Raw genomic sequence first — 19,545 nt, forward strand, 5'->3', positions numbered from 1 at the left:
CGCAATTGCTGGCAAGCCAGCCCCACACCGTACCTGTGGGAGCTGGCTTGCCAGCGAAGAGGCCCTATAGGCTAGTACACATCCCGCCGATACCGCCCCAGCTCGATCAACCGCTCAACCTCGACAGCCCCGAGCACCTCGTTAAGTACCTCATCAACGCCACTGGCCATGCCCTGCAAACTGCCGCAGATATAGATCGATGCACCCTGGTCGAGCCAGCGTCGCAGTTCTGTCGCCTGCTCGCGCAAACGGTCCTGCACGTAGACCTTGTGGCTCTGATCGCGGGAAAAGGCCAGCTCCAGCCGGGCCAGATCGCCGCTGCGCTGCCAGCCTTGCAGTTCATCCCCACAGAGGAAGTCATAGGCCTGGTTGCGTTCACCGAACAGCAGCCAGTTGCTGCGCTCGCCGGCCACAATGCGGCCCTTGAGCAGGCTGCGCAGCCCGGCTAGCCCGGTTCCGTTGCCGATCAGGATCATCGGCGTGGCCGGCGCCGGCAGGTGGAAACCACTGTTGCGGCGCAGGCGCAGGCTGACACTGTTATCCACAGACAGATGCTCGGTCAGCCAGCCTGAACCCAGGCCGAGGCTGCCGTCAGGGTGGCGTTCCTGGCGCACGATCAGCTCCAGCACGCCGTCACTGGCGATCGAGGCAATCGAGTATTCCCGTGCTGCCAGCGGGATCAATGCATCGACCAATGCTTGCGCATGCAGGCCGACCAGGTGCTCACGGCTCTTGGGCAACTGCCGACTGGCCAGGGCTTGCAACAGGCTCTCTTGCAGGCCATCGACCTGCACGGGTGTTTCGCCATCAAGGCCCAGGCCCTTGAGAAACTGCTCAAGACTGTGGGCACTGTTACGCGGCAGGATCTCCACCAGGTCTCCAGCTTCCCACTGCGCAGGTTGCTCAGGCCTGAGGCCGAGCAGATACACCGCCGAACCCTGACTGCCCGGGTTCATCAGTTCGCGACTGATCAAGGTCCAGTTGGCAAATTCGGGTGCCTGCCAGGCCGCTGGTGGCGCGCTGCCAGTCAGTTGTGCGAGCTGTTGTTGCCAGTGTTGCAGGGCCGCAGGGTCAGCGCTGTCGACTTCAACCGGGGCGAAGGCGCTGGTGGCGCCGCGTTCGCCGAGCCAGGCCTGCAAGCGCCGGGCAAAGCCGCAGAAGTGCGGGTACTGGCGGTCGCCCAGGGCCAGCAGGGCATAGTTGAGGTTGCCCAGCGCCCAAGGCTGTCCAAGCACCTTGCGCTCGAAAGCGCGAGCGCTGTCGGGGGCTTCGCCGTCGCCGAAGGTACTGACGACGAACAGCGCTTGCCGAGCCTGGTTGAGGTCCTGTTCGGTCAGCTCAGCCAGGGAGCGGACCTGTACCGCGACGCCGGCAGCCTGCAGTTGCCCGGCGCTTTGCCAAGCCAGTTGCTCGGCAAAGCCGCTCTGGCTGGCAAAGCCCACCAGCCAGCCGTGGTCCTGCCCGTTCAACGGCGCGAAGTTACCTCGCGCGGCACGCACCTGGCGCTTTTTACGGCGGCGATCGAGGTACAACAGCCAGCCGGTGACGAAGAACAGCGGCATGGTCAGACTGGCGATGGTCACCACAATGCGCCCGGTCAGGCCAAAGTAGCTGCCCACGTGCAGGGCGTAGACGCTGGCCAGCAGTTGCGCCTTGAACGACTTGTCGGCATAGCGCTCGTTGCTCTTCACCTGGCCTGTGGCCGGGTCCAGGTTGAGGGTGTTGAGGGCGCGCTCGTGTTCGGCGCCTTCAAGCAGATAAAAGATCATCGCCGGTTGCCCGCCAGCTGGCGGCAGGCGCAGGTTGTAGCTGCTCATACCGGGGCCGGCGGCAGCTTGCAGGCTGGCCCAGACGGCGTCGTAGTCGACCACCAGCGGCTTGGCGTCTTTACCTGCGCCACCTCCAGGACGTCCGCCGCGGCCTTCGCCGCGCTTGTGTTGCTGGCCAGCGGCCGGGCTGTCGGCGAGCAGTTTGTTCAGGCCTTCGCGGTACCACTCGTAGCTCCAGAACAGGCCGGTGAGGGCAAACAGCAGGTAGAACAGCAGGCACCAGGTACCGGCCACGGCGTGCAGGTCCCAGTTGAAGGCGCGGCCTTTCTTGGCCCAGTCCAGGGTCAGCCAGGTCCGCCAATTCAGCGCCTTGCGCGGCCAGCGCAGATACAGGCCGGACAGGCAGAAGAAAATCAGCATCAAGGTACAGGCGCCGGTGATCTGCCGGCCGGTGTCGCCCATGGCCAGAAAACGGTGCAGTTGCAGCATCAGGTCGAAAAAGCCCTGGCCGGCGACGTCGCCCTGCAGCTTGCCGGTGTAAGGGTCGGCATAGCGCATCAAGCCCCGGCGTTCGCCCGGGGGAGGGGTGAAGAAGACCCGCGCCGCCTTGTCGTTGTCGGCCTGGACCCAGAGCATGGCGACCTTGTCACCCTGTTCGGCCTCGATCCTGCGCACCAGCTCGGGCATTGGCAGCACGCCTTCCTGGCGTACTTCGACGGTGAGCACATCAGGGTTGAACAGCTCCAGCAGCTCATCCTGGAACGACCAGATGGCACCGGTAATGCCCATCAGTGCCAGCACCAGGCCTGCGGTAATACCGAAGAACCAGTGCAGTTGAAACAGGGATTTCTTCACCACATCAATCACCTTGTCGTGTCGCAAATGCGAATGCGACGCACATTATGCCTTGATACACAAAAGCCCCGTTCACCTAAATGAACGGGGCTTGCCAGTCAGCTCACTCAGAAGTGGAAGCTGGTGGTCAGCAGGGCAGTGCGCCCGGCGGCCTGGTTGGCGTAGTGGGCAGCGTAGGCTTTGTCGTAGTACACCTCGTTGGTGAGGTTTTGTACGTTCAACTGCAGGTCGACGTTCTTGGTCAGCTTGTAGCTGGCCATAGCGTCGTAACGCCAGTAGGAATCGACCATCACGGTGTTGTTGACGTTGCCGAACACGTCATCGACGTAGAAGGCACCGCCGCCGACGGTCAGTTTCGGCGTGACGTTGTAGGTAGTCCACAAGGTCAGGCTGTTGTTCGGCGTGTTGGGCATCTGGTTGTCGTTGTTCGGGCTGTCGACAAACACGCCGCCGACGTTCTGCTTGCCCCCATCGATCAGCTTGGCATCCATGTAGGTGTAGCCGGCGAAGACCTGCCAGTCGTTGGTCAGCTTGCCGGTGGCGGTCAGTTCCAGACCGTCAACCCGGCTCTTGCCGACGTTCTCGTAAGTGTTGGTGCTGACCAGAACACGAGCGTTCTCTTTTTCGGTACGGAAGATTGCTGCGGTGAGGGCCAGGCGTTCGTCCAGCAGGTTCCACTTGGTGCCGATTTCGTAGTTGGTGGTTTCTTCCGGCTTCAGGTCACTGGTGGTGGTGGCGGTCAGCAATGGATTGCCGTCGCTGCCTTCACCGAGCGATGCACCGGCGGGGGTCGCCGAAGTCGCGTAGGAAATGTACACGCTACCATTCTCGGCCGGCTTCCAGGTCAGGCCCAGCTGGCCGGTGACGAACTCGCTGGTGTCTTCGGTCTTGAAGCTGGTTGCGCCGCTGGCGATTTTGGTTTTGGCTTTGGTATCGAAGTGGTCGTAACGCAGGCCCATGGTCAGCAGCCAGGCCGGGTCCAGTTCCAGGGTGTCGGTCAGGTAGATGGCGCGGGTGTTGCTGGTGGTATCGGCGCCAGCCAGAGTGCGGCTAACGGTGCCATCCCAGGCTTCGTTCGGGTTCGGATCGGTGAACGAGGTGCAGACTCCGGAGATCTGTCCGGTGGCGCTGCTGCAGTTGCCCGAGGCAAAGCCGGTGACGTTGTAGCCGGTCTTGACCGAGGCTTCGCGGCTCAGTTCGATACCGGTCGAGAAGTTGTTCTTGAAGCCGCCGATGTAGACCTCGCCGAACAGGTCGGTCTGGTTGGTGGTGGTGCGGGTGTTGGCCACGCGGTTGTTCGGACGGCGCCAGACTTCACCGTTGAGGATGTTGCCCTTGCTGTCGTCCGGCTGGCTAAAGATGTAGTCCTGCAGGGTGTTGCCATGGCGCAGGGTGTTCTTGATCGTCAGCGCATCGCTGAGGTCGTGCTCGAGGGCGATGGTGGTGATGTCGGCGCGGCTCTTGTAGAAGTCGCGGCCGACCAGGCCATAGAAGTTGTCGCTGTCACCGCCATCGGTCGGTTTGTCCGGGTTGGCCGAAGTGCGGTTGGCGGAGCTGCCGGATTTCAGGCTGTAGGGGATGCCCGAGTCAGGCAGGTCATCGCTCTCCATGTGGTAGTAGTCCAGGCTCAGGCGGGTGTCGGTACCCAGGCCGAAGACCAGCGACGGTGCCACGCCCCAACGGTCGTAGTTGACCTCGTCGCGGCCGGCGACGTTGCTTTCGTGGCTCATCAGGTTAAGGCGGAACGCGGCGGTGTCGAGGAACTGATAGTTGCCATCGAAGGTGTAGCGTTTGGTCTGGTCCGATCCCCAGGTGAAGGCACCATCGGTGGAGTTGCCCAAGTGCGCGCGCTTGCTCACCAGGTTGATGGTGCCGCCTGCTGCGCCGCGGCCACCGATGGCCGAGTTGGGGCCCTTGGCCACTTCGACCGATTCGATGGCGAAGATTTCCCGGGTTTGCGAGCCGGTGTCGCGAACGCCATCCAGGTACATCGAGCTCTGCGAGTCGAAACCGCGAATGAACGGACGGTCGCCGGACGGGTTGCCACCTTCGCCGGCACCCATGGTGATGCCCGGCACGGTACGCAGGGCGTCCTGCAGGTTAAGGGCGTTGGTGTCCTTGATCACTTGCTGGGGGACCACCGTCACTGTGCGCGGAATATCTACCAGCGGCGCGGTGTACTTCTGCGAAGACGCGCGTTCGACCTTGTAGTCAGTGCTGGCGGTTTCGGCCTGGCCGGTGACGCTGGTGGCATCCAGGGCGATGGCACCGTCCTTGGCAGGCTCGGCATCGGCGGCAAATGCCAGGTGCCCGGCGGAGGTCGCGGTGAGCGCTACACCAATGGCGCAGGTAAGCAAGCGTGGTGAACTGACAGCGGTTGGCACGTAGTGACGCGGCATGGTGGTCCCCTTCCCCAGGTTTTTAGGCCGCGAAATATAATGTAAACAAATATGAGTAACAATTGAGAAGAATTGCTATTTGTGCGGAATTTACAATCTTTACAATTTGTGACTGGCGGTTTTTCCGTGCTGAAACGTCCCACCTGCGGAAAGGGCTTGTAGAGAGTCAATGGGAATCAATACCATTGACGTCTTTCACCTTCAGGTGCCCGCGCCATGCTGCTACATATTTCCGGCCTGTTTTCCACCGAGGAGGTCCAGCGTATTCGCCAGGCGCTGGAGCAGACTGAATGGGCCGATGGCAAGATCACCGCGGGCTACCAGTCGGTCAAGGCCAAGCACAACCTGCAGCTGCCCGAAGGCCATCCACTGGCCAAGGAAATCGGTACGGCGCTGATCGAACGCCTGTGGCAGCACCCGCAATTCATGTCGGCGGCTTTGCCGCACAAGGTGTTCCCGCCGCTGATCAACTGCTATCGCGAAGGCGGCAATTTTGGCTTTCATATCGACAACGCCCTGCGCCAGCCCCGTGGAAGCCACGAGCGGGTGCGCACCGATCTGTCCTCGACACTGTTTTTGAGCAATCCCGAGGACTACGACGGTGGTGAGCTGGTGATTCAGGATACTTTTGGCGTACAGCAGGTGAAGCTGGCGGCAGGGGACCTGGTGCTGTATCCAGGCACCAGCCTGCACAAGGTCAACCCGGTGACCCGCGGCGCGCGTTACGCGGCGTTCTTCTGGACCCAGAGCCTGGTGCGCGAAGACAGCCAGCGCGCGCTGCTGTACGAGATGGATAACGCCATCCAGCAACTGGGCGCCGATGTGCCGGATCACCCGGCGCTGATCCAGTTGACCGGCACCTACCACAACCTGTTGCGCCGCTGGGTCGAGGTCTGAGCCATGACCTTCGCCTTGCGCAATCGCCAGGAGCTGGACAGCGAACAGTTCGCCCAGATGCTCGAACACAGCCCGGCCAAGGCGGCCCAGGCACTGCTGGCTGCAGCCGGGCAGGACATTGTCGAGGCGCAGGTGCTGCTTGGGCAGATCCTTCTTGACGGTCGCGGCATCGAGAAAGACCCGGTTCTGGCCCGGCGCTGGTTCGCGATTGCCGCCAGCCGTGGCAGCGCTATGGCGCACAACATGCTCGGGCGCTGCCAGGAGCATGGCTGGGGAGGAGGGGCTGATGTGTCGGCTGCGGCCAGGGCCTATTGCCAGGCTGCTGAAATGGGGCTGGACTGGGGCCTGTACAACTACGCCAACTTGCTGGCTACTGGCCGTGGGGTGGCTCAGAACCATCCCTTGGCATTGCTCTGCTATCGACAGGCCGCACACCTGGGCCATGCCAAGTCGATGAACCTTTATGGGCGTTATCTGGAGCAGGGACTGGCCTGTGAGCGGGACGTTGGCCAGGCGCAAGAATGGTATCGCCGCTCTGCCGAGGCGGGTGATTTTCGCGGGCAATTCAGCTATGCCACGGTGTTGGTCGAGAGCAATCAGCTTGATGCAGCATTAGTCTGGTTCGACACCGCGCTGCGAGGCGGCAATCTGAATTTCCTGCGCAGTAGCGTCTGCACCCTGCGGCAGGTTCAGGATGAGCGCTTGCTGCCTGTCCTGCGAGCCTATGAGCAACGGCTGACGTTCATGCAACTTCACCCTTAGCAAAGCCTTCGACGACTTTCCAGGGAATCAATGCAGCCTGCCCTGCTCACGACGGAACGCCCAAGCTCAATGTGCCTGCCCGATATTTTAAAGGACTTGAGAATGGTGGATCTTGTTGATAAATCGTTTATCGCTACCCTGTATTCAACCAAATCCGGCCGTTCAGGACAGGTTGGCATCAGTGCACAACGTACCGAATTTGATTTTGCAGAAAGTGGCTGGCTACAGATAGTGGGGCATGGGCTGCGGGTACGGCCGATCGATTTTCATTTTCAGTTCGTTGAAGATCAAGGTGACCGGATTCATTACGACATTACCTGCGCATCCAGGGTCGATGGTTACCTGGGAAAGAAGCTGGGCAGAAGTAGTGGGGGCTATCTCGGCTTGTACGGTAAAAATGAAATTACCTTCTTCTGGAAAGTTCAGCCGCACGCAGAGTGGTACGGTCAGCATGAACGCCACTTCATCCTGCGTGACTATGAGGGTCACGAGATAAAGAGCTACGACAGGAATCGGGATGGCGACAGGTATTTGAATGCATATGAAGGTGCGCCATTGAGCTTCGCGGTCAGGATTAAGGAAGTCCTGTAGACCGTGCTCACGCATTGATAGCCCTGATCACGCAGATGATGACCAAGGGAGCCCGGGGGCAATGATGCCCCCGGTTTTTTTGTGTTACAGGTAGTAGGCTTTCAGCGGCGGGAAGCCGTTGAATTCCACCGCGCTGTAGCTGGTGGTGTAGGCGCCGGTCGACAGCCAGTACAGACGGTCACCGATCGCCAGGTTCAGCGGCAGGCCGTACTTGTAGTGCTCGTACATGATGTCGGCGCTGTCGCAGGTGGGGCCGGCGATCACTACTTCTTCCATCTCGCCTTTCTTCTCGGTCCAGATCGGGAACTTGATCGACTCGTCCATGGTTTCGATCAGGCCGGAGAACTTGCCGACATCGGTGTACACCCAGCGCTCGACGGCGGTACGCGATTTACGCGCCACCAGCACTACTTCACTGACCAGGATGCCGGCGTTGGCGATCAGCGAACGGCCTGGCTCGAGGATGATTTCTGGCAGGTCGTCACCGAAGTCTTCCTTGAGGAAGCGGATGATTTCCTCGGCGTAGGTTTCCAGGCTGTTGGTGCGGGTGATGTAGTTGGCCGGGAAGCCGCCACCCATGTTGATCAGCTTGAGCTCGATGCCGTCTTCTTCTTTCAGGCGCTCGAAGATCACCTTCACTTTGGCGATGGCTGCATCCCAGACGCTGATGTCGCGCTGTTGCGAGCCCACATGGAACGACACGCCGTAAGGCACCAGGCCCAGGTCGCGGGCGAGGATCAACAGGTCCATGGCCATGTCGGTCTGGCAGCCGAACTTGCGCGACAGTGGCCAGTCGGCGGTGGTCGAGCCTTCGGTGAGGATGCGTACGTAGACTTTCGAGCCCGGGGCGGCCTTGGCGATGTTGCGCAGGTCGGCTTCGGAGTCGGTGGCGTACAGGCGCACGCCCTTCTCGTAGAAGTAGCGGATGTCCTTGGACTTCTTGATGGTGTTGCCGTAGCTGATGCGATCGGCGCTGACACCGCGGCCCATCACTTTGTCCAGCTCGTAGATCGAGGCGATGTCGAAGCTCGAGCCTTTTTCCTTGAGCAGGTCGATGATCTCAACGGCCGGGTTGGCCTTGACCGCGTAGTAGACCTTGGCGAATTCGAAACCGGCGCGCAGGTCGTCGTAGGCCTGGCTGATCATCTGCGTGTCGATGAGCACGAACGGGGTTTCTTGCTTGTCGGCGAAGGCCTTCATTTTCTGGAAGGTATCGCGCGCGAAGTAGTCTTCGACCTGAATCGACATGCTTAGGGACTCCATGGGCAAACTGAAAAAATAAGTGGCTGCAACTGAACGTCCTCCGTATCCCCACTTTGGTTCGCCTACTTCCCAAGGCATGTCGCCGAAAGCAAAAAGGTCAACCGTGCGTGATGAAGCGAGCTACGGGTGACCTTGCTGTCTCGTCGTCAGTACTTGAGCCGGATGGATCGTTTCCAGCATGGACGTTCGGCGCGAACTTTAGGACCTGAGGGGCTCGAGATCAACAAAAAATGTCGCGTTTTTGCACGCGTCCGTCGCCCGGGGTTGGCCAGCCACTTTCTAACCGACCCAGGTAAACAGTAGATGTTCAATTTGATGACAAAAGCGTTAAAAATACCGGTATACGCCGGGATCTATCGTAGAACACGCAAATGGATGCAATAGTCAAAGTTGGTGGCGAAAGTACGGGAAAAGGCGGTAACTTTGGCGCGCAATGAGGTGACGGCGTAACCATGAATCGAAGGCTGGCCGTTCATATTTTTTTCCGCTCTGGCAGCCGATTATCTACACACATTTTCGTGATTTTTTTTCCGCTCGCACGCTTCGTCGGCAGCGGTGATCTTCGATTGCCGGCCTTAATAAGAAACATTACTATTCGCGCCATTCCTCATCGCCTGCGAAGAGCTGTGCATCGTGTCGCGACACAAAGGCTTTCTCGACCACTACCATGAGCTGATCGGCACCTGGACGCGCAAATTGCGCAGTCGTCAGCAGGCCGAGGACCTGGCGCATGATGCGTTTGTGCGGGTACTGGAAAATGACCAGGCGGGGGTCGAACAACCGCGCGCCTATTTGCACCAGACCGCACGCAACATTGCCGTGGACGGTTACCGCCGTGAAGACCGCCGCCAGGCCCTGGAGCAGGACGCGTTCGAGCCGGGCATCGACGCCAGCGGCGATCCCGAGGCCTACATGAATGCTGTGGAGCTGGCCGACAGCGTCGAACGGGCCTTGGCCGAACTGCCGCTCAACTGCCGGCGGGTGTTCATCTGGCAGAAGCTCGAAGGCCTGACCCAGGCCGAGATCGCCGAGCGCATGGGCTTGACCAAGAACATGGTCGAAAAGTATATGATCCGCACGCTCCGGCATCTGCGTGAGCACCTGGATGTGTCGACGAGATGAGTCAGGCGAATGTTTTCATGAATCAGCAGGCGTGCCCGTGCGGCAACGAGACCGTGCGCGAGCAGGCAGCCCAGTGGTTTGCCCGCAGCCGCGATGGCGCGCTGGCGCCGGCGCAACAGGGCGAGTTGCAGCGCTGGCTGGCCGAGCACTCGCAGCATCAAGCTGAATTCGATCTGCTGGGCACGCTCTGGGGCGCAGCCGGGCAGGTGCCGCGTGCGCGTCTCGAAGCGCTGTGCCAGGCCGATCCGCTCAGCCAGTTGCCGCGTCGACGCTTTGTTCGCCAGGCGCTGGCGGCCGGCGTCGCGACCCTGGCGCTGGGGTTGGGCTGGTTTGGCTGGCAGCAGCATCAACTTAATTACCAGGGCCAGCTGCAAACCGCCCTGGGCGAGCGGCGCCAACTCGACCTGCCGGATGGCTCACAGCTGGAGGTCAACGGTCGTACGCAACTGGTCGTGCAATTCAGCGCCGGTCAGCGGCATATCCAGTTGCGCCAGGGCGAGGTGATGTTCAGCGTCGCCCACGACAGCGCGCGGCCCTTTGTGGTCAGCACCGACAACGGCACGGTAACCGTGACCGGCACTCGTTTCGATGTGCGCCAGGACCCGGAGCAAACCCGTGTGGCGGTCGAAAACGGCTCGGTGCGGGTTGAAGGTCGCGATGCTTCCAAGGCTTTGCTGAGCGCAGGCCTGGGGGCGCATATCGATGCTCGCGGCCAGGTGACGGCTCCCTATGCGGTAGATACCGCAGCTGTGACCGCCTGGCGCAAGGGCAAGCTGGTGTTCAACGACGCGCCGCTCAGCGAGGTGGTCAAGGAAGTCTCGCGCTACCGCCAGCAGCCCCTGCGTGTCGCCCCCGGCAAAATTGCCGCGCTGCGCCTGAGCAGTACCTTCAACGCCGACGACACCGACGCCTTGCTGCGGGCGCTGCCGAGCATCCTGCCGGTGGCGATCAAGGCCCATGCCGACGGCTCCCGCGAAATAATCGCAAAATAAATTCAGGTTTTTTTCCAGTTGTTCGTCTTCCTGGCCAACTGCAACTGCCAAGCATTTCCATTTGCATGGCATTGACATTTATATGGACCCTCAGGACCTCTCGACGACGTGAACAACAACAACGTTTCCCCGCGTTCTTCCCGCTGGTTGCCCCTGGCCCTGGCACTGGCTGTCAGTGGCGGTATCGCCAGCACTTATGCCGCCCCGGCACCAGCCAGCATCCAGATCCAGGCCCAACCGCTGGCTTCGGCCTTGAGCCAACTGGGCCAGCAGACGTCGCTGCAACTGTTCTTCAGCCCCGAGCTGGTGGCCGGCAAGCAGGCACCAGCGGTCTCCGGCAACCTGCAACCGGAAGAGGCGCTGCGGGCGTTGCTTGAGGGCAGCGGCCTGACTTATGAAATTTCTCAGGGCACCGTGGTCCTGCACCCGGCGCAAAGCGCCGGCACCCTGACCACCGGCAGCCTCGAGCTGGCACCCACCGACGTCAAAGTCGTCGGTGACTGGCTGGGCAGCGCCGAAGAAACCGTGGTCCACAACCATCCCGGTGCGCGTACCGTGGTGCGCCGCGAGGCGATGATCGAGCAGGGCGCCTTGAACGTACGCGATGTGCTGCGCGGCGTGCCGGGTGTGCAGGTGCAGGACTCCAACGGTACCGGCGGCAGCGACATCGCCCTGAACGTTGGTGTGCGCGGCCTGACCTCACGGCTGTCGCCACGCTCCACGGTATTGATCGATGGCATTCCGGCAGCCTTTGCGCCTTACGGCCAGCCACAACTGTCAATGGCGCCGATCTCGTCCGGCAACCTCGACAGCATCGACGTGGTGCGCGGTGCTGGGTCGGTGCGCTACGGCCCGCAGAACGTCGGCGGGGTGATCAACTTCGTCACCCGGGCCATTCCCGAGAAAGCCACCGGCGAGTTGTCGACGACGATGGAAACCTCCCGCCATGGCGGCTGGAAGCACATCGAATCGGCCTTCCTCGGCGGCACTGCCGACAATGGCCTGGGTGCGGCGCTGCTGTACTCCGGGGTCAACGGCAACGGTTATCGCAGCAGCAACAACGACAACGATATCGATGACGTGTTGCTCAAGACCCATTGGGCGGTGACCGACAGTGACGAATTCTGGCTCAACTTTCATTACTACGACGCCAAGGCCGACATGCCCGGTGGCCTGACCCAGGCCCAGTTCGACGATGATCCGTACCAGTCCGACCGCGACTACGACACCTTCAGCGGCCGGCGCAAGGACGTGTCGTTCAAGTACCTGCGCCAGATCGACGACGTCACCCAGTTCGAAGTGCAGACCTACTACACCGACAGCTTCCGCGGCAGCAGCATCGCTGCCCGTGACCAGAAGACCCTGTCGTCGTACCCGCGCAGCTACCACACCTTCGCCATCGAGCCGCGGCTGTCGCGGATCTTCTTCGCAGGCCCGACCACTCAGGAAGTCAGCGTTGGTTACCGCTACCTGAAAGAAGCGATGCACGAACAGTCGACCCGCCTGGCGCTGATCAACAATGTCCCGACCGTGACCCCGGGCTCCGACGGCCATGTCTTCCAGGACCGCACCGGTGGCACCGAAGCCAGCGCCTACTACATCGATGACAAGATCGATGTCGGCAACTGGACCATCACCCCGGGGATCCGTTTCGAGCACATCAACACCGACTGGCATGAGCGCCCGGTGCGTGGTACCAACGGCGTGCCGGTGCAGGAAAAGAACCGCAGCGTGACCAGCAACGAGCCGCTACCGGCGCTGAGCGTGATGTATCACCTGTCGGATGAATGGAAGCTGTTCGCCAACTACGAGACCTCGTTCGGCAGCCTGCAGTACTTCCAGCTCGGCCAGGGTGGCAGTGGCGACCAGACCGCCAACGGCCTGCAGGCCGAGAAAGCCAAGACCTATGAAGTCGGCACCCGCTACAACAACGGTACCTGGGGTGGTGAGCTGACCGCGTTCTACATCGACTTCGATGACGAGTTGCAGTACATCAGCAACGACATCGGCTGGACCAACCTTGGCGCCACCAAGCACCAGGGTATCGAAGCCTCCATGCACTACGACCTGTCAGGGCTCGACCCGCGTCTGCAGGGCCTGAGTGCCAATGCCGGGTTCACCTACACCCGGGCCACCTATGAAGGCGAGATCCCCGGCTTCAAGGGCCGTGACTTGCCGTTTTATTCGCGGCAAATCGTCAATGCCGGGCTGCGCTATGAGATCAATCGCTGGACCTGGAACCTCGATGCCTACGCTCAATCGAAACAACGCGCACCGGGCACCGGCATGAATGCCGACGGCAGCTTTAACGGCAATTACATCACCGAACCGAGTGCCGATGGCCAGTACGGCGACATTCCTGGTTACGTGACCTGGGCGGCGCGCGGTGGTTATGACTTCGGCAAGGAGCTGTCGAACCTCAAGCTCGCGGCCGGGGTGAAGAACATCTTCGACAAGCAGTACTACACCCGCTCCAGCGACAACAACTCGGGGATCTACCTGGGCGAGCCGCGCACCTTCTATGTGCAGGCCAGTGTAGGTTTCTGAGGCCTGATCGCGGGGCAAGTCGGGTCGCCCCGCGATGCTCCCACATGTAGGAGCGGCGGTGCGGCGACCCGACTTGCCCCGCGATGCTTTTCAGCGTTACGCGACCGCTTCAGCCGGCGACACAATGCTGGTCTTGCCCCCCCGCGACCGCCCCGAGCTCAGGTAAGCGGCGATCGATTCCTGGGTCACCTCGCCGAGGAACACCTGCTCGGCGTCCAGCACCGGCAGCCACGAGCGATTGAACTCATACATCCGCGACAACAGGATGCGCAGGTGCTCATCGTGCGAGGCGGTGGCGTTGAAGGTGCGCAGAAAATCAACGCAGCTGCCTTGCTGGCGATGCAGGTCGCGACGACGCACGTAACCCATGGCCTTGTTCTGCCCATCGGTGACCACCACGTAGCGGCGATCATGTTCGTCCATCAGCTCCAGGGCGTCGGCCACTGGCGTTTGCGGGCTGACCGACGGCGCGTTGTCGGCGGCGTCTTCGGCACGCACCAGCAACAGGCGCTTGAGGGTGCTGTCCTGGCCAACGAAGTTGCTGACGAAGTCGTCGGCAGGGTGCGCCAGCAGGGTGTCCGGGTGGTCGATCTGGATCAGCTTGCCGGCACGGAAAATCGCAATCTTGTCACCCAGCTTGATCGCCTCGTCGATGTCGTGGCTGACCATGATCACGGTCTTGTTCAGCGCCCGCTGCATCTCGAAGAACTCGTTCTGGATCATCTCGCGGTTGATCGGGTCGACCGCACCGAACGGCTCGTCCATCAGCAGCAACGGCGCTTCGGCGGCCAGGGCGCGGATCACGCCGATACGCTGTTGCTGGCCACCGGACAACTCACGCGGGTAGCGTTGCAGGTATTGCTTGGGCTCGAGCTTGATCATGCTCATCAACTCGCGGGCGCGCTCGTGGCATTTTTGCTTGTCCCAGCCGAGCAGGCGCGGGACCACGGTGATGTTCTCCTCGATGGTCATGTTGGGGAACAGACCGATCTGCTGGATCACGTAGCCGATGCGCCGGCGCAGGGTCACTTCATCAAGGCCGGTGGTGTCTTCGCCGTTGATCAGCACCTTGCCGGAGGTCGGCGCAATCAAGCGGTTGATCATTTTCAGCGTGGTGCTCTTGCCGCAACCGGAGGGGCCGAGGAACACGCAGATCTCGCCTTCGTTGACGGTCAGGCTGACCGAGTCGACGGCTTTGACGTCTTTGCCGTTGGCGTGGAAGGTCTTGCTGAGGTTCTGAAGTTCGATCATGGGCGCAGTCCTTTTGGAGTCAGGGAGCGTTGCAGGGCTTGCAGGAGCAGGTCGGCGAAGATGGCCAGGAGGCTCACCAGCACCGCGCCGACCAGCAGCATCGACATGTCGCTGCGGCTGATGGAGGTGAGGATGAGCACGCCCAGGCCACCGGCGCCGATGGTTGCGGCGATGGTCATGACGCCGATGTTCATGACCACGGCGGTGCGTACGCCGGCGAGGATCACCGGCACGGCGATGGGCAGCTCGACCATGCGCAGGCGCTGGCCGAAGGTCATGCCGATGCCGCGGGCGGCTTCACGAATACCCGGTTCGACATTGGTCAGGGCCAGGTAGGTGTTGCGCAGGATCGGCAACAGCGAATAGAGGAACACCGCAGTGATTGCCGGCAGCGGCCCCAGGCCCTGGCCGAACTTGGAGTAGAACGGCAGCAACAGGCCGAACAGGGCGATCGAGGGGATGGTCAGCAGCACCGTGGCGCTGGCCTGCAGGGGGCCGGCGAGGGCCGGGAAGCGGGTCATGAGGATGCCCAGCGGCACGCCGAAGACAATCGCCAGGCTGACGGCGATGCCGACCAGGGTGATGTGCTGCCAGGTCAGGTGCAGTACCTGGGCCCAGTCGAGGTGGGTAAAGGTATCGAGCATGTTATGGCTGCTCCTGTGCAGGTGGGTGCTGGCGCAGGTACTCGGCGGCGACTTTGCCCGGGCTCTGGTGTTCGACATCGACCTTGGCGTTGAGCTGGCGCATGGTCTCGTCGTCGAGTTGCTCGGCCAGCGGTTTGAGCAGGCTGGCCAGTTGCGGGTTGGCGTCGAGCACGGCCTTGCGCACTACCGGGGCTGCGGTGTAGTCGGGGAAGTAGTGCTTGTCGTCTTCCAGCAGCTTGAGGTCGAAGGCGCTCAGGCGCCCGTCGGTGGTGTACACCAGGCCACTGAACACCTGGCCGTTGCGCAGCGCGGTGTAGACCAGGCCGGCGTCCATCTGGCGGATGTCGCGGCGGGTCAGTTGCAGGTCGTAGGTTTCGGTCAGGCCCACCAAGCCGTCGGGACGGTTGGCAAACTCGGTGTCCAGGGCCACCACGTGGGTGCGGTCCTTCTCGTCACGCAGCACCTGGTTCAGCTCACTGATGCTGTTGACCTGCGGGTATTGGTCGGCAACCTTGCGCGGCAGGGCCAGGGCGTAGGTGTTGCTGAACTTCGACGGTGTCAGCCAGATCAGGTCTTTTTGCGCATCCAGCTCCTTGACCCTGGCGTAGGTGGCCGCTGCGCTGGGCATGCGTTCGTCGATATGGTTGTAGGACACCAGCGAGACACCGGTGTATTCCCAGACCATGTCCAGCTGCCCGGTTTCGTGGGCGCTGCGGGCCAGGTTGCTGCCCAGGCCGCCGGTGATGCGCACGTCAAAACCATGCTGGTTGAGGTACTGGGCGGTGATTTCAGCCAGTACCGTTTGCTCGGTGAAGACCCGCGCACCGAGGCGGATCACAGGTTTGTTCGCGGCCTGGGCAAATCCTGCGAACAGCAGGGCCGCGCCCAACAACAAGGCGATTCTTTTCATGACAGTTCCTTCGCTTAGTGGGCCAGGCCGCGTTCAAGCCAACGGCGGCTGGACTGCGCCACCAGGGCGTCGAGCAGCAGGGCGAGCAGGGCGGTGCAGGCAGCGCCAAGCAGCAGTTGCGGCTGATTGTTCAGGGCAATGCCGGGAAAAATCAGGCTGCCCAGGCTGTTGGCGCCGATCAGGAACGACAGCGGTGCGGTACCGACGTTGATCGCCAGGGCCACCCGCACACCGCCGACGATGATCGGCACGGCGTTGGGCAACTCGACCCGCCAGAGGGTCTGGCCCGGGGTCATGCCGATGCCGGTGGCGGCTTCCTTGAGCGAGGCGGGTACGTTTTTCAGGCCTTCGTAAGTGTTGCGCACGATTGGCAGGAGGGAAGCGAGGAACAGCGCGAAGATCGCAGGACCGGCGCCAATGCCCAGGAAACTCAGGGCAATGGCCAGAACGGCCAGAGGGGGGATGGTGTTGCCAATGTTGAAAAACTGCATGAAGCGTTCGGCGCGGTCGACCCGGTGCGGTCGACTCAAGGCAATCCCGGCGGGTATGCCCACGGCTAACGCCGCCACCATCGACAGCAACACCAGCATCAGGTGCGCTTGCAGGTAGAACCACAGATCGGCGCGGTAGTGCGCGATCGTATCGATGCCGATCCAGTGGATCAGCAGGGCCAGGATGACGAGCACGAAGGCACATCCCATCAGCCCCTTGCCATAGCTTTTAGCCACAGGCGGACTCCTTTTGTTGTCGGCGAACACACTCCCGTGGCGGCCACCATTCCAGGCGGCAGGCAGTGTGATCGCGATAAGCAGCGCGTTGTCCGGAAACGGAGCGGAACACGCCATAAGCGAAGCCTCGTCAGGCTCGTAGTGCCGGTGAAACCAACCCTGACGAACGGTCATGACCGATTGCGTATCAGGGCAGTGGACGCCTCCACAGCCGTAAAGGTTCCCATCTGAAGCGGCATTTGGCCAGCGTTAATCCCTGAAACACGAGGAACTTCGCACGAAAAAACCGGGCATTTCCTTCCTGGTGTCATTGAAGCGCCTGCTATCAGGCCGTCCGTCATGAAGCTCAGCATTGCAGTGGAAAAGTTCATGATAGTCGCTTGAGGGAATATTCCTCTGGAGGTATTTTATTGCCATGGTCAATTGGGTTCTGTGCTGAGTTTCTTGCTGATTTCGAGGGTCTGCATGAAAAGGTTCAGGACGAATTGCTCGGCCAGCTTAGGTTGCTGGAAAGCTGTGGACCCGCCCTTGGGCGTCCGCGAGTGGATACATTGAACGGATCTCGACACCCCAATATGAAGGAGTTGCGGTTTGAAGCTATGAATGGCGTCTGGCGGGTGGCTTTTGCATTCGACCCCAAGCGTCGCGCCGTTATCCTGGTTGCGGTGACAAGGCTGGAGTCAGCCAGAAACGGTTTTATCGAAATTTGATTCGGCGCGCCGATGAGCGCTTCGACAGGTATCTGTCAGGAGGTGAGGAGCATGTCCAAAACACTTGATGATGTCATCAACAGCCTTGCGCCCGAACGAAGGGCGCGTGTCGAACAACGCGGGCGTGAGTTGATCCGCGAGGAAATGACCCTGCAGGCGTTGCGCAAACAGCTGGAGTTGACTCAGGAAGGAATGTCCAAGCGGCTGGAGGTAGGTCAGGCGAATATTTCCAAGATTGAAAAACGTAGCGATATGTTGATCTCGACTCTGCGTAGCTATGTCGAGGCAATGGGTGGAACACTCGAGCTGGTTGCACACATGCCAGACCGCGGGGCTGTCACTCTTGAGGGCTTCACTGAAAATTTGCCTGGACACAAGTAGCCTACACTTCGTTTCGCGCGACAGGCGGAGGCCTCAGGCTTTGGTCCCCGTTCGACTTCGGGTATGATACTGGCCCTTTTTGAATCACCTGCCAGGCGATTTCCCATGACCAACCAGGCCGCCGAAGTCGCGAAACGCCGCACCTTCGCCATTATTTCCCACCCCGATGCGGGTAAGACCACCATCACCGAGAAGCTGTTGCTGATGGGCAAGGCGATTGCCGTTGCCGGTACGGTGAAATCGCGAAAGTCCGACCGCCATGCCACCTCCGACTGGATGGAAATGGAGAAGCAGCGTGGTATCTCCATCACCACCTCGGTGATGCAGTTCCCCTATCGCGAGCACATGATCAACCTGCTCGACACCCCGGGCCACGAAGACTTCTCGGAAGATACCTACCGCACCCTGACCGCCGTCGACTCGGCGCTGATGGTGCTCGACGGCGGTAAGGGCGTCGAGCCGCGGACCATCGCCCTGATGGATGTCTGCCGGCTGCGCGACACGCCGATCGTCAGCTTCATCAACAAACTCGACCGTGACATCCGCGACCCGATCGAACTGCTCGACGAAATCGAAGCGGTATTGAAGATCAAGGCGGCGCCGATCACCTGGCCGATCGGTTGCTACCGCGACTTCAAGGGCGTGTATCACCTGGCCGGCGACTACATCATTGTCTACACCCCGGGCCACGGCCACGAGCGCACCGAGGTGAAGATCATCGAGAAGCTCGACTCCGATGAGGCCCGTGCCCACCTGGGCGACGAATACGAGCGCTTCCTCGAGCAGCTGGAACTGGTACAGGGCGCCTGCCACGAATTCGACCAGGGCGAGTTCATGCGCGGCGAGCTGACCCCGGTGTTCTTCGGTACCGCGCTGGGCAACTTCGGTGTCGACCATGTGCTCGATGCCGTCGTCGACTGGGCGCCACGCCCGCTGCCGCGCGAGGCCAACGAGCGCGCCGTCGAGCCGACCGAAGAGAAGTTCAGCGGTTTCGTGTTCAAGATCCAGGCGAACATGGACCCCAAGCACCGCGACCGTATCGCCTTCATGCGTATCTGCTCCGGTCGTTACGAAAAAGGCATGAAGATGCGCCATGTGCGTACCGGCAAGGACCTGCGTATCGGCGATGCGCTGACCTTCTTCTCCTCCGAGCGTGAGCAACTGGAAGAGGCCTGGGCCGGCGACATCATTGGCTTGCACAACCACGGCACGATCCAGATCGGTGACACCTTCACCGAAGGCGAGGCCCTGGGTTTCACCGGTATTCCGCACTTCGCCCCGGAGCTGTTCCGCCGCGTGCGCCTGAAAGACCCGCTCAAGTCCAAGCAACTGCGCCAGGGCCTGCAGCAGCTGGCCGAAGAAGGCGCGACCCAGGTGTTCTTCCCCGAGCGCAGCAACGACATCATCCTCGGCGCCGTCGGTGTGCTGCAGTTCGATGTGGTCGCCAGCCGCCTGAAGGAAGAGTACAAGGTCGAGTGTGCCTACGAGCCGATCACCGTCTGGTCGGCGCGCTGGATCAGCTGCGACGACAAGAAGAAGCTTGAGGAATTCAAGAACAAGGCCGTGGAGAACCTGGCCATCGACGGCGGTGGTCACCTGACCTACCTGGCCCCGACCCGGGTCAACCTGGCGCTGATGGAAGAGCGCTGGCCGGATGTGAAGTTCCGCGCTACCCGCGAGCATCATTGATTGCCCGACCCCGCCGCTTCTGGGTGGCGGGGTCG

At 61.4% G+C, this 19,545-nt stretch carries 16 protein-coding genes; 9 read left to right on the forward strand and 7 right to left on the reverse strand.

Annotation, left to right across the window (positions count from 1 at the left end; genetic code table 11):
- Window positions 1-71: 71 nt before the first annotated feature.
- Both UB48_RS09455 and UB48_RS09460 read right to left on the reverse strand, forming a co-directional pair.
- The gene (locus UB48_RS09455; protein ID WP_045196590.1) at window positions 72-2,627 is read right to left on the reverse strand and encodes a sulfite reductase flavoprotein subunit alpha; all 2,556 of its coding nucleotides are present in this window, start codon (window positions 2,625-2,627) and stop codon (window positions 72-74) included.
- Between the two features lie 104 nt (window positions 2,628-2,731).
- The gene (locus UB48_RS09460; protein ID WP_045196234.1) at window positions 2,732-5,023 is read right to left on the reverse strand and encodes a TonB-dependent siderophore receptor; all 2,292 of its coding nucleotides are present in this window, start codon (window positions 5,021-5,023) and stop codon (window positions 2,732-2,734) included.
- Between the two features lie 216 nt (window positions 5,024-5,239).
- On the opposite strand from UB48_RS09460, the gene UB48_RS09465 reads away from it, so the two are divergent.
- Genes UB48_RS09465 through UB48_RS09475 form a run of 3 tightly spaced genes read left to right on the forward strand, consistent with a single transcriptional unit; the run spans window position 5,240 to window position 7,273 of the window.
- Window positions 5,240-5,920: a Fe2+-dependent dioxygenase gene (locus UB48_RS09465; RefSeq protein WP_045196236.1), complete on the forward strand. Its 681-nt coding sequence runs from the start codon at window positions 5,240-5,242 to the stop codon at window positions 5,918-5,920.
- Between the two features lie 3 nt (window positions 5,921-5,923).
- Window positions 5,924-6,682 (forward strand): tetratricopeptide repeat protein, encoded by a 759-nt coding sequence (locus UB48_RS09470; RefSeq protein ID WP_045196238.1) that lies wholly within the window; start codon window positions 5,924-5,926, stop codon window positions 6,680-6,682.
- 30 nt (window positions 6,683-6,712) lie between these two features.
- A complete protein-coding gene (locus UB48_RS09475) occupies window positions 6,713-7,273 on the forward strand; it encodes a hypothetical protein (RefSeq protein ID WP_156160184.1) in 561 nt (186 codons plus the stop codon).
- 84 nt (window positions 7,274-7,357) lie between these two features.
- Here the strand turns inward: UB48_RS09475 and UB48_RS09480 are convergent, their stop codons facing one another.
- The gene (locus UB48_RS09480) at window positions 7,358-8,521 is read right to left on the reverse strand and encodes a type III PLP-dependent enzyme (RefSeq protein ID WP_036993923.1); all 1,164 of its coding nucleotides are present in this window, start codon (window positions 8,519-8,521) and stop codon (window positions 7,358-7,360) included.
- Between the two features lie 648 nt (window positions 8,522-9,169).
- Between UB48_RS09480 and UB48_RS09485 the strand changes: the two genes are divergently transcribed.
- The 3 genes from UB48_RS09485 (at window position 9,170) to UB48_RS09495 (ending at window position 13,197) form a co-directional block, all read left to right on the forward strand.
- Window positions 9,170-9,658 carry an RNA polymerase sigma factor gene (locus tag UB48_RS09485; RefSeq protein ID WP_045196243.1) on the forward strand — a complete coding sequence of 163 codons (489 nt, stop codon included), beginning with the start codon at window positions 9,170-9,172 and terminating at the stop codon, window positions 9,656-9,658.
- Between the two features lie 17 nt (window positions 9,659-9,675).
- Window positions 9,676-10,650, forward strand: a complete 975-nt coding sequence (locus UB48_RS09490; RefSeq protein WP_045196246.1) for a FecR family protein — start codon at window positions 9,676-9,678, stop codon at window positions 10,648-10,650.
- A gap of 108 nt (window positions 10,651-10,758) precedes the next feature.
- The gene (locus tag UB48_RS09495) at window positions 10,759-13,197 is read left to right on the forward strand and encodes a TonB-dependent receptor (RefSeq protein WP_045196248.1); all 2,439 of its coding nucleotides are present in this window, start codon (window positions 10,759-10,761) and stop codon (window positions 13,195-13,197) included.
- A gap of 96 nt (window positions 13,198-13,293) precedes the next feature.
- Here the strand turns inward: UB48_RS09495 and UB48_RS09500 are convergent, their stop codons facing one another.
- From UB48_RS09500 to UB48_RS09515, 4 genes are read right to left on the reverse strand one after another with little or no spacing between them, the layout of a single operon-like run.
- Window positions 13,294-14,448, reverse strand: coding sequence for a betaine/proline/choline family ABC transporter ATP-binding protein (locus UB48_RS09500; protein ID WP_045196250.1), 1,155 nt, complete (start codon window positions 14,446-14,448; stop codon window positions 13,294-13,296).
- On the reverse strand, window positions 14,445-15,092 hold the full coding sequence (locus UB48_RS09505) for an ABC transporter permease (RefSeq protein WP_045196252.1): 648 nt from the start codon (window positions 15,090-15,092) through the stop codon (window positions 14,445-14,447). Before UB48_RS09505 ends, UB48_RS09500 begins: the two co-directional genes overlap by 4 nt.
- 1 nt (window position 15,093) lies before the next feature.
- A complete protein-coding gene (locus UB48_RS09510; protein ID WP_045196254.1) occupies window positions 15,094-16,002 on the reverse strand; it encodes a glycine betaine ABC transporter substrate-binding protein in 909 nt (302 codons plus the stop codon).
- A 14-nt stretch (window positions 16,003-16,016) separates the two neighbouring features.
- Window positions 16,017-16,703: an ABC transporter permease gene (locus UB48_RS09515; RefSeq protein ID WP_176794347.1), complete on the reverse strand. Its 687-nt coding sequence runs from the start codon at window positions 16,701-16,703 to the stop codon at window positions 16,017-16,019.
- Window positions 16,704-17,110: 407 nt separating this feature from the next.
- Between UB48_RS09515 and UB48_RS09520 the strand changes: the two genes are divergently transcribed.
- The 3 genes from UB48_RS09520 to UB48_RS09530 all read left to right on the forward strand — a co-directional run bounded on the left by UB48_RS09520 (window position 17,111) and on the right by UB48_RS09530 (window position 19,510).
- Window positions 17,111-17,440, forward strand: coding sequence for a type II toxin-antitoxin system RelE/ParE family toxin (locus UB48_RS09520; RefSeq protein ID WP_275559377.1), 330 nt, complete (start codon window positions 17,111-17,113; stop codon window positions 17,438-17,440).
- Between the two features lie 51 nt (window positions 17,441-17,491).
- Window positions 17,492-17,821, forward strand: a complete 330-nt coding sequence (locus tag UB48_RS09525) for an XRE family transcriptional regulator (protein WP_045196258.1) — start codon at window positions 17,492-17,494, stop codon at window positions 17,819-17,821.
- A gap of 105 nt (window positions 17,822-17,926) precedes the next feature.
- Window positions 17,927-19,510, forward strand: coding sequence for a peptide chain release factor 3 (locus UB48_RS09530; RefSeq protein WP_010223431.1), 1,584 nt, complete (start codon window positions 17,927-17,929; stop codon window positions 19,508-19,510).
- Window positions 19,511-19,545: the final 35 nt, after the last annotated feature.

The organism is Pseudomonas sp. 2(2015), from assembly GCF_000955865.1.
Classification (GTDB): domain Bacteria; phylum Pseudomonadota; class Gammaproteobacteria; order Pseudomonadales; family Pseudomonadaceae; genus Aquipseudomonas.

What these genes read in the sequence shown, in the direction of transcription:
- UB48_RS09470 (WP_045196238.1), top strand. Translation starts at nt 5,924, where the DNA reads ATGACCTTCGCCTTGCGCAATCGCCAGGAGCTGGACAGCGAACAGTTC.
- UB48_RS09475 (WP_156160184.1), top strand. Translation starts at nt 6,713, where the DNA reads ATGCAGCCTGCCCTGCTCACGACGGAACGCCCAAGCTCAATGTGCCTG.
- UB48_RS09490 (WP_045196246.1), top strand. Translation starts at nt 9,676, where the DNA reads ATGAATCAGCAGGCGTGCCCGTGCGGCAACGAGACCGTGCGCGAGCAG.
- UB48_RS09530 (WP_010223431.1), top strand. Translation starts at nt 17,927, where the DNA reads ATGACCAACCAGGCCGCCGAAGTCGCGAAACGCCGCACCTTCGCCATT.
- UB48_RS09525 (WP_045196258.1), top strand. Translation starts at nt 17,492, where the DNA reads ATGTCCAAAACACTTGATGATGTCATCAACAGCCTTGCGCCCGAACGA.
- UB48_RS09465 (WP_045196236.1), top strand. Translation starts at nt 5,240, where the DNA reads ATGCTGCTACATATTTCCGGCCTGTTTTCCACCGAGGAGGTCCAGCGT.
- UB48_RS09515 (WP_176794347.1), bottom strand. Translation starts at nt 16,703, where the DNA reads ATGGGATGTGCCTTCGTGCTCGTCATCCTGGCCCTGCTGATCCACTGG.
- UB48_RS09480 (WP_036993923.1), bottom strand. Translation starts at nt 8,521, where the DNA reads ATGTCGATTCAGGTCGAAGACTACTTCGCGCGCGATACCTTCCAGAAA.
- UB48_RS09510 (WP_045196254.1), bottom strand. Translation starts at nt 16,002, where the DNA reads ATGAAAAGAATCGCCTTGTTGTTGGGCGCGGCCCTGCTGTTCGCAGGA.
- UB48_RS09460 (WP_045196234.1), bottom strand. Translation starts at nt 5,023, where the DNA reads ATGCCGCGTCACTACGTGCCAACCGCTGTCAGTTCACCACGCTTGCTT.
- UB48_RS09505 (WP_045196252.1), bottom strand. Translation starts at nt 15,092, where the DNA reads ATGCTCGATACCTTTACCCACCTCGACTGGGCCCAGGTACTGCACCTG.
- UB48_RS09500 (WP_045196250.1), bottom strand. Translation starts at nt 14,448, where the DNA reads ATGATCGAACTTCAGAACCTCAGCAAGACCTTCCACGCCAACGGCAAA.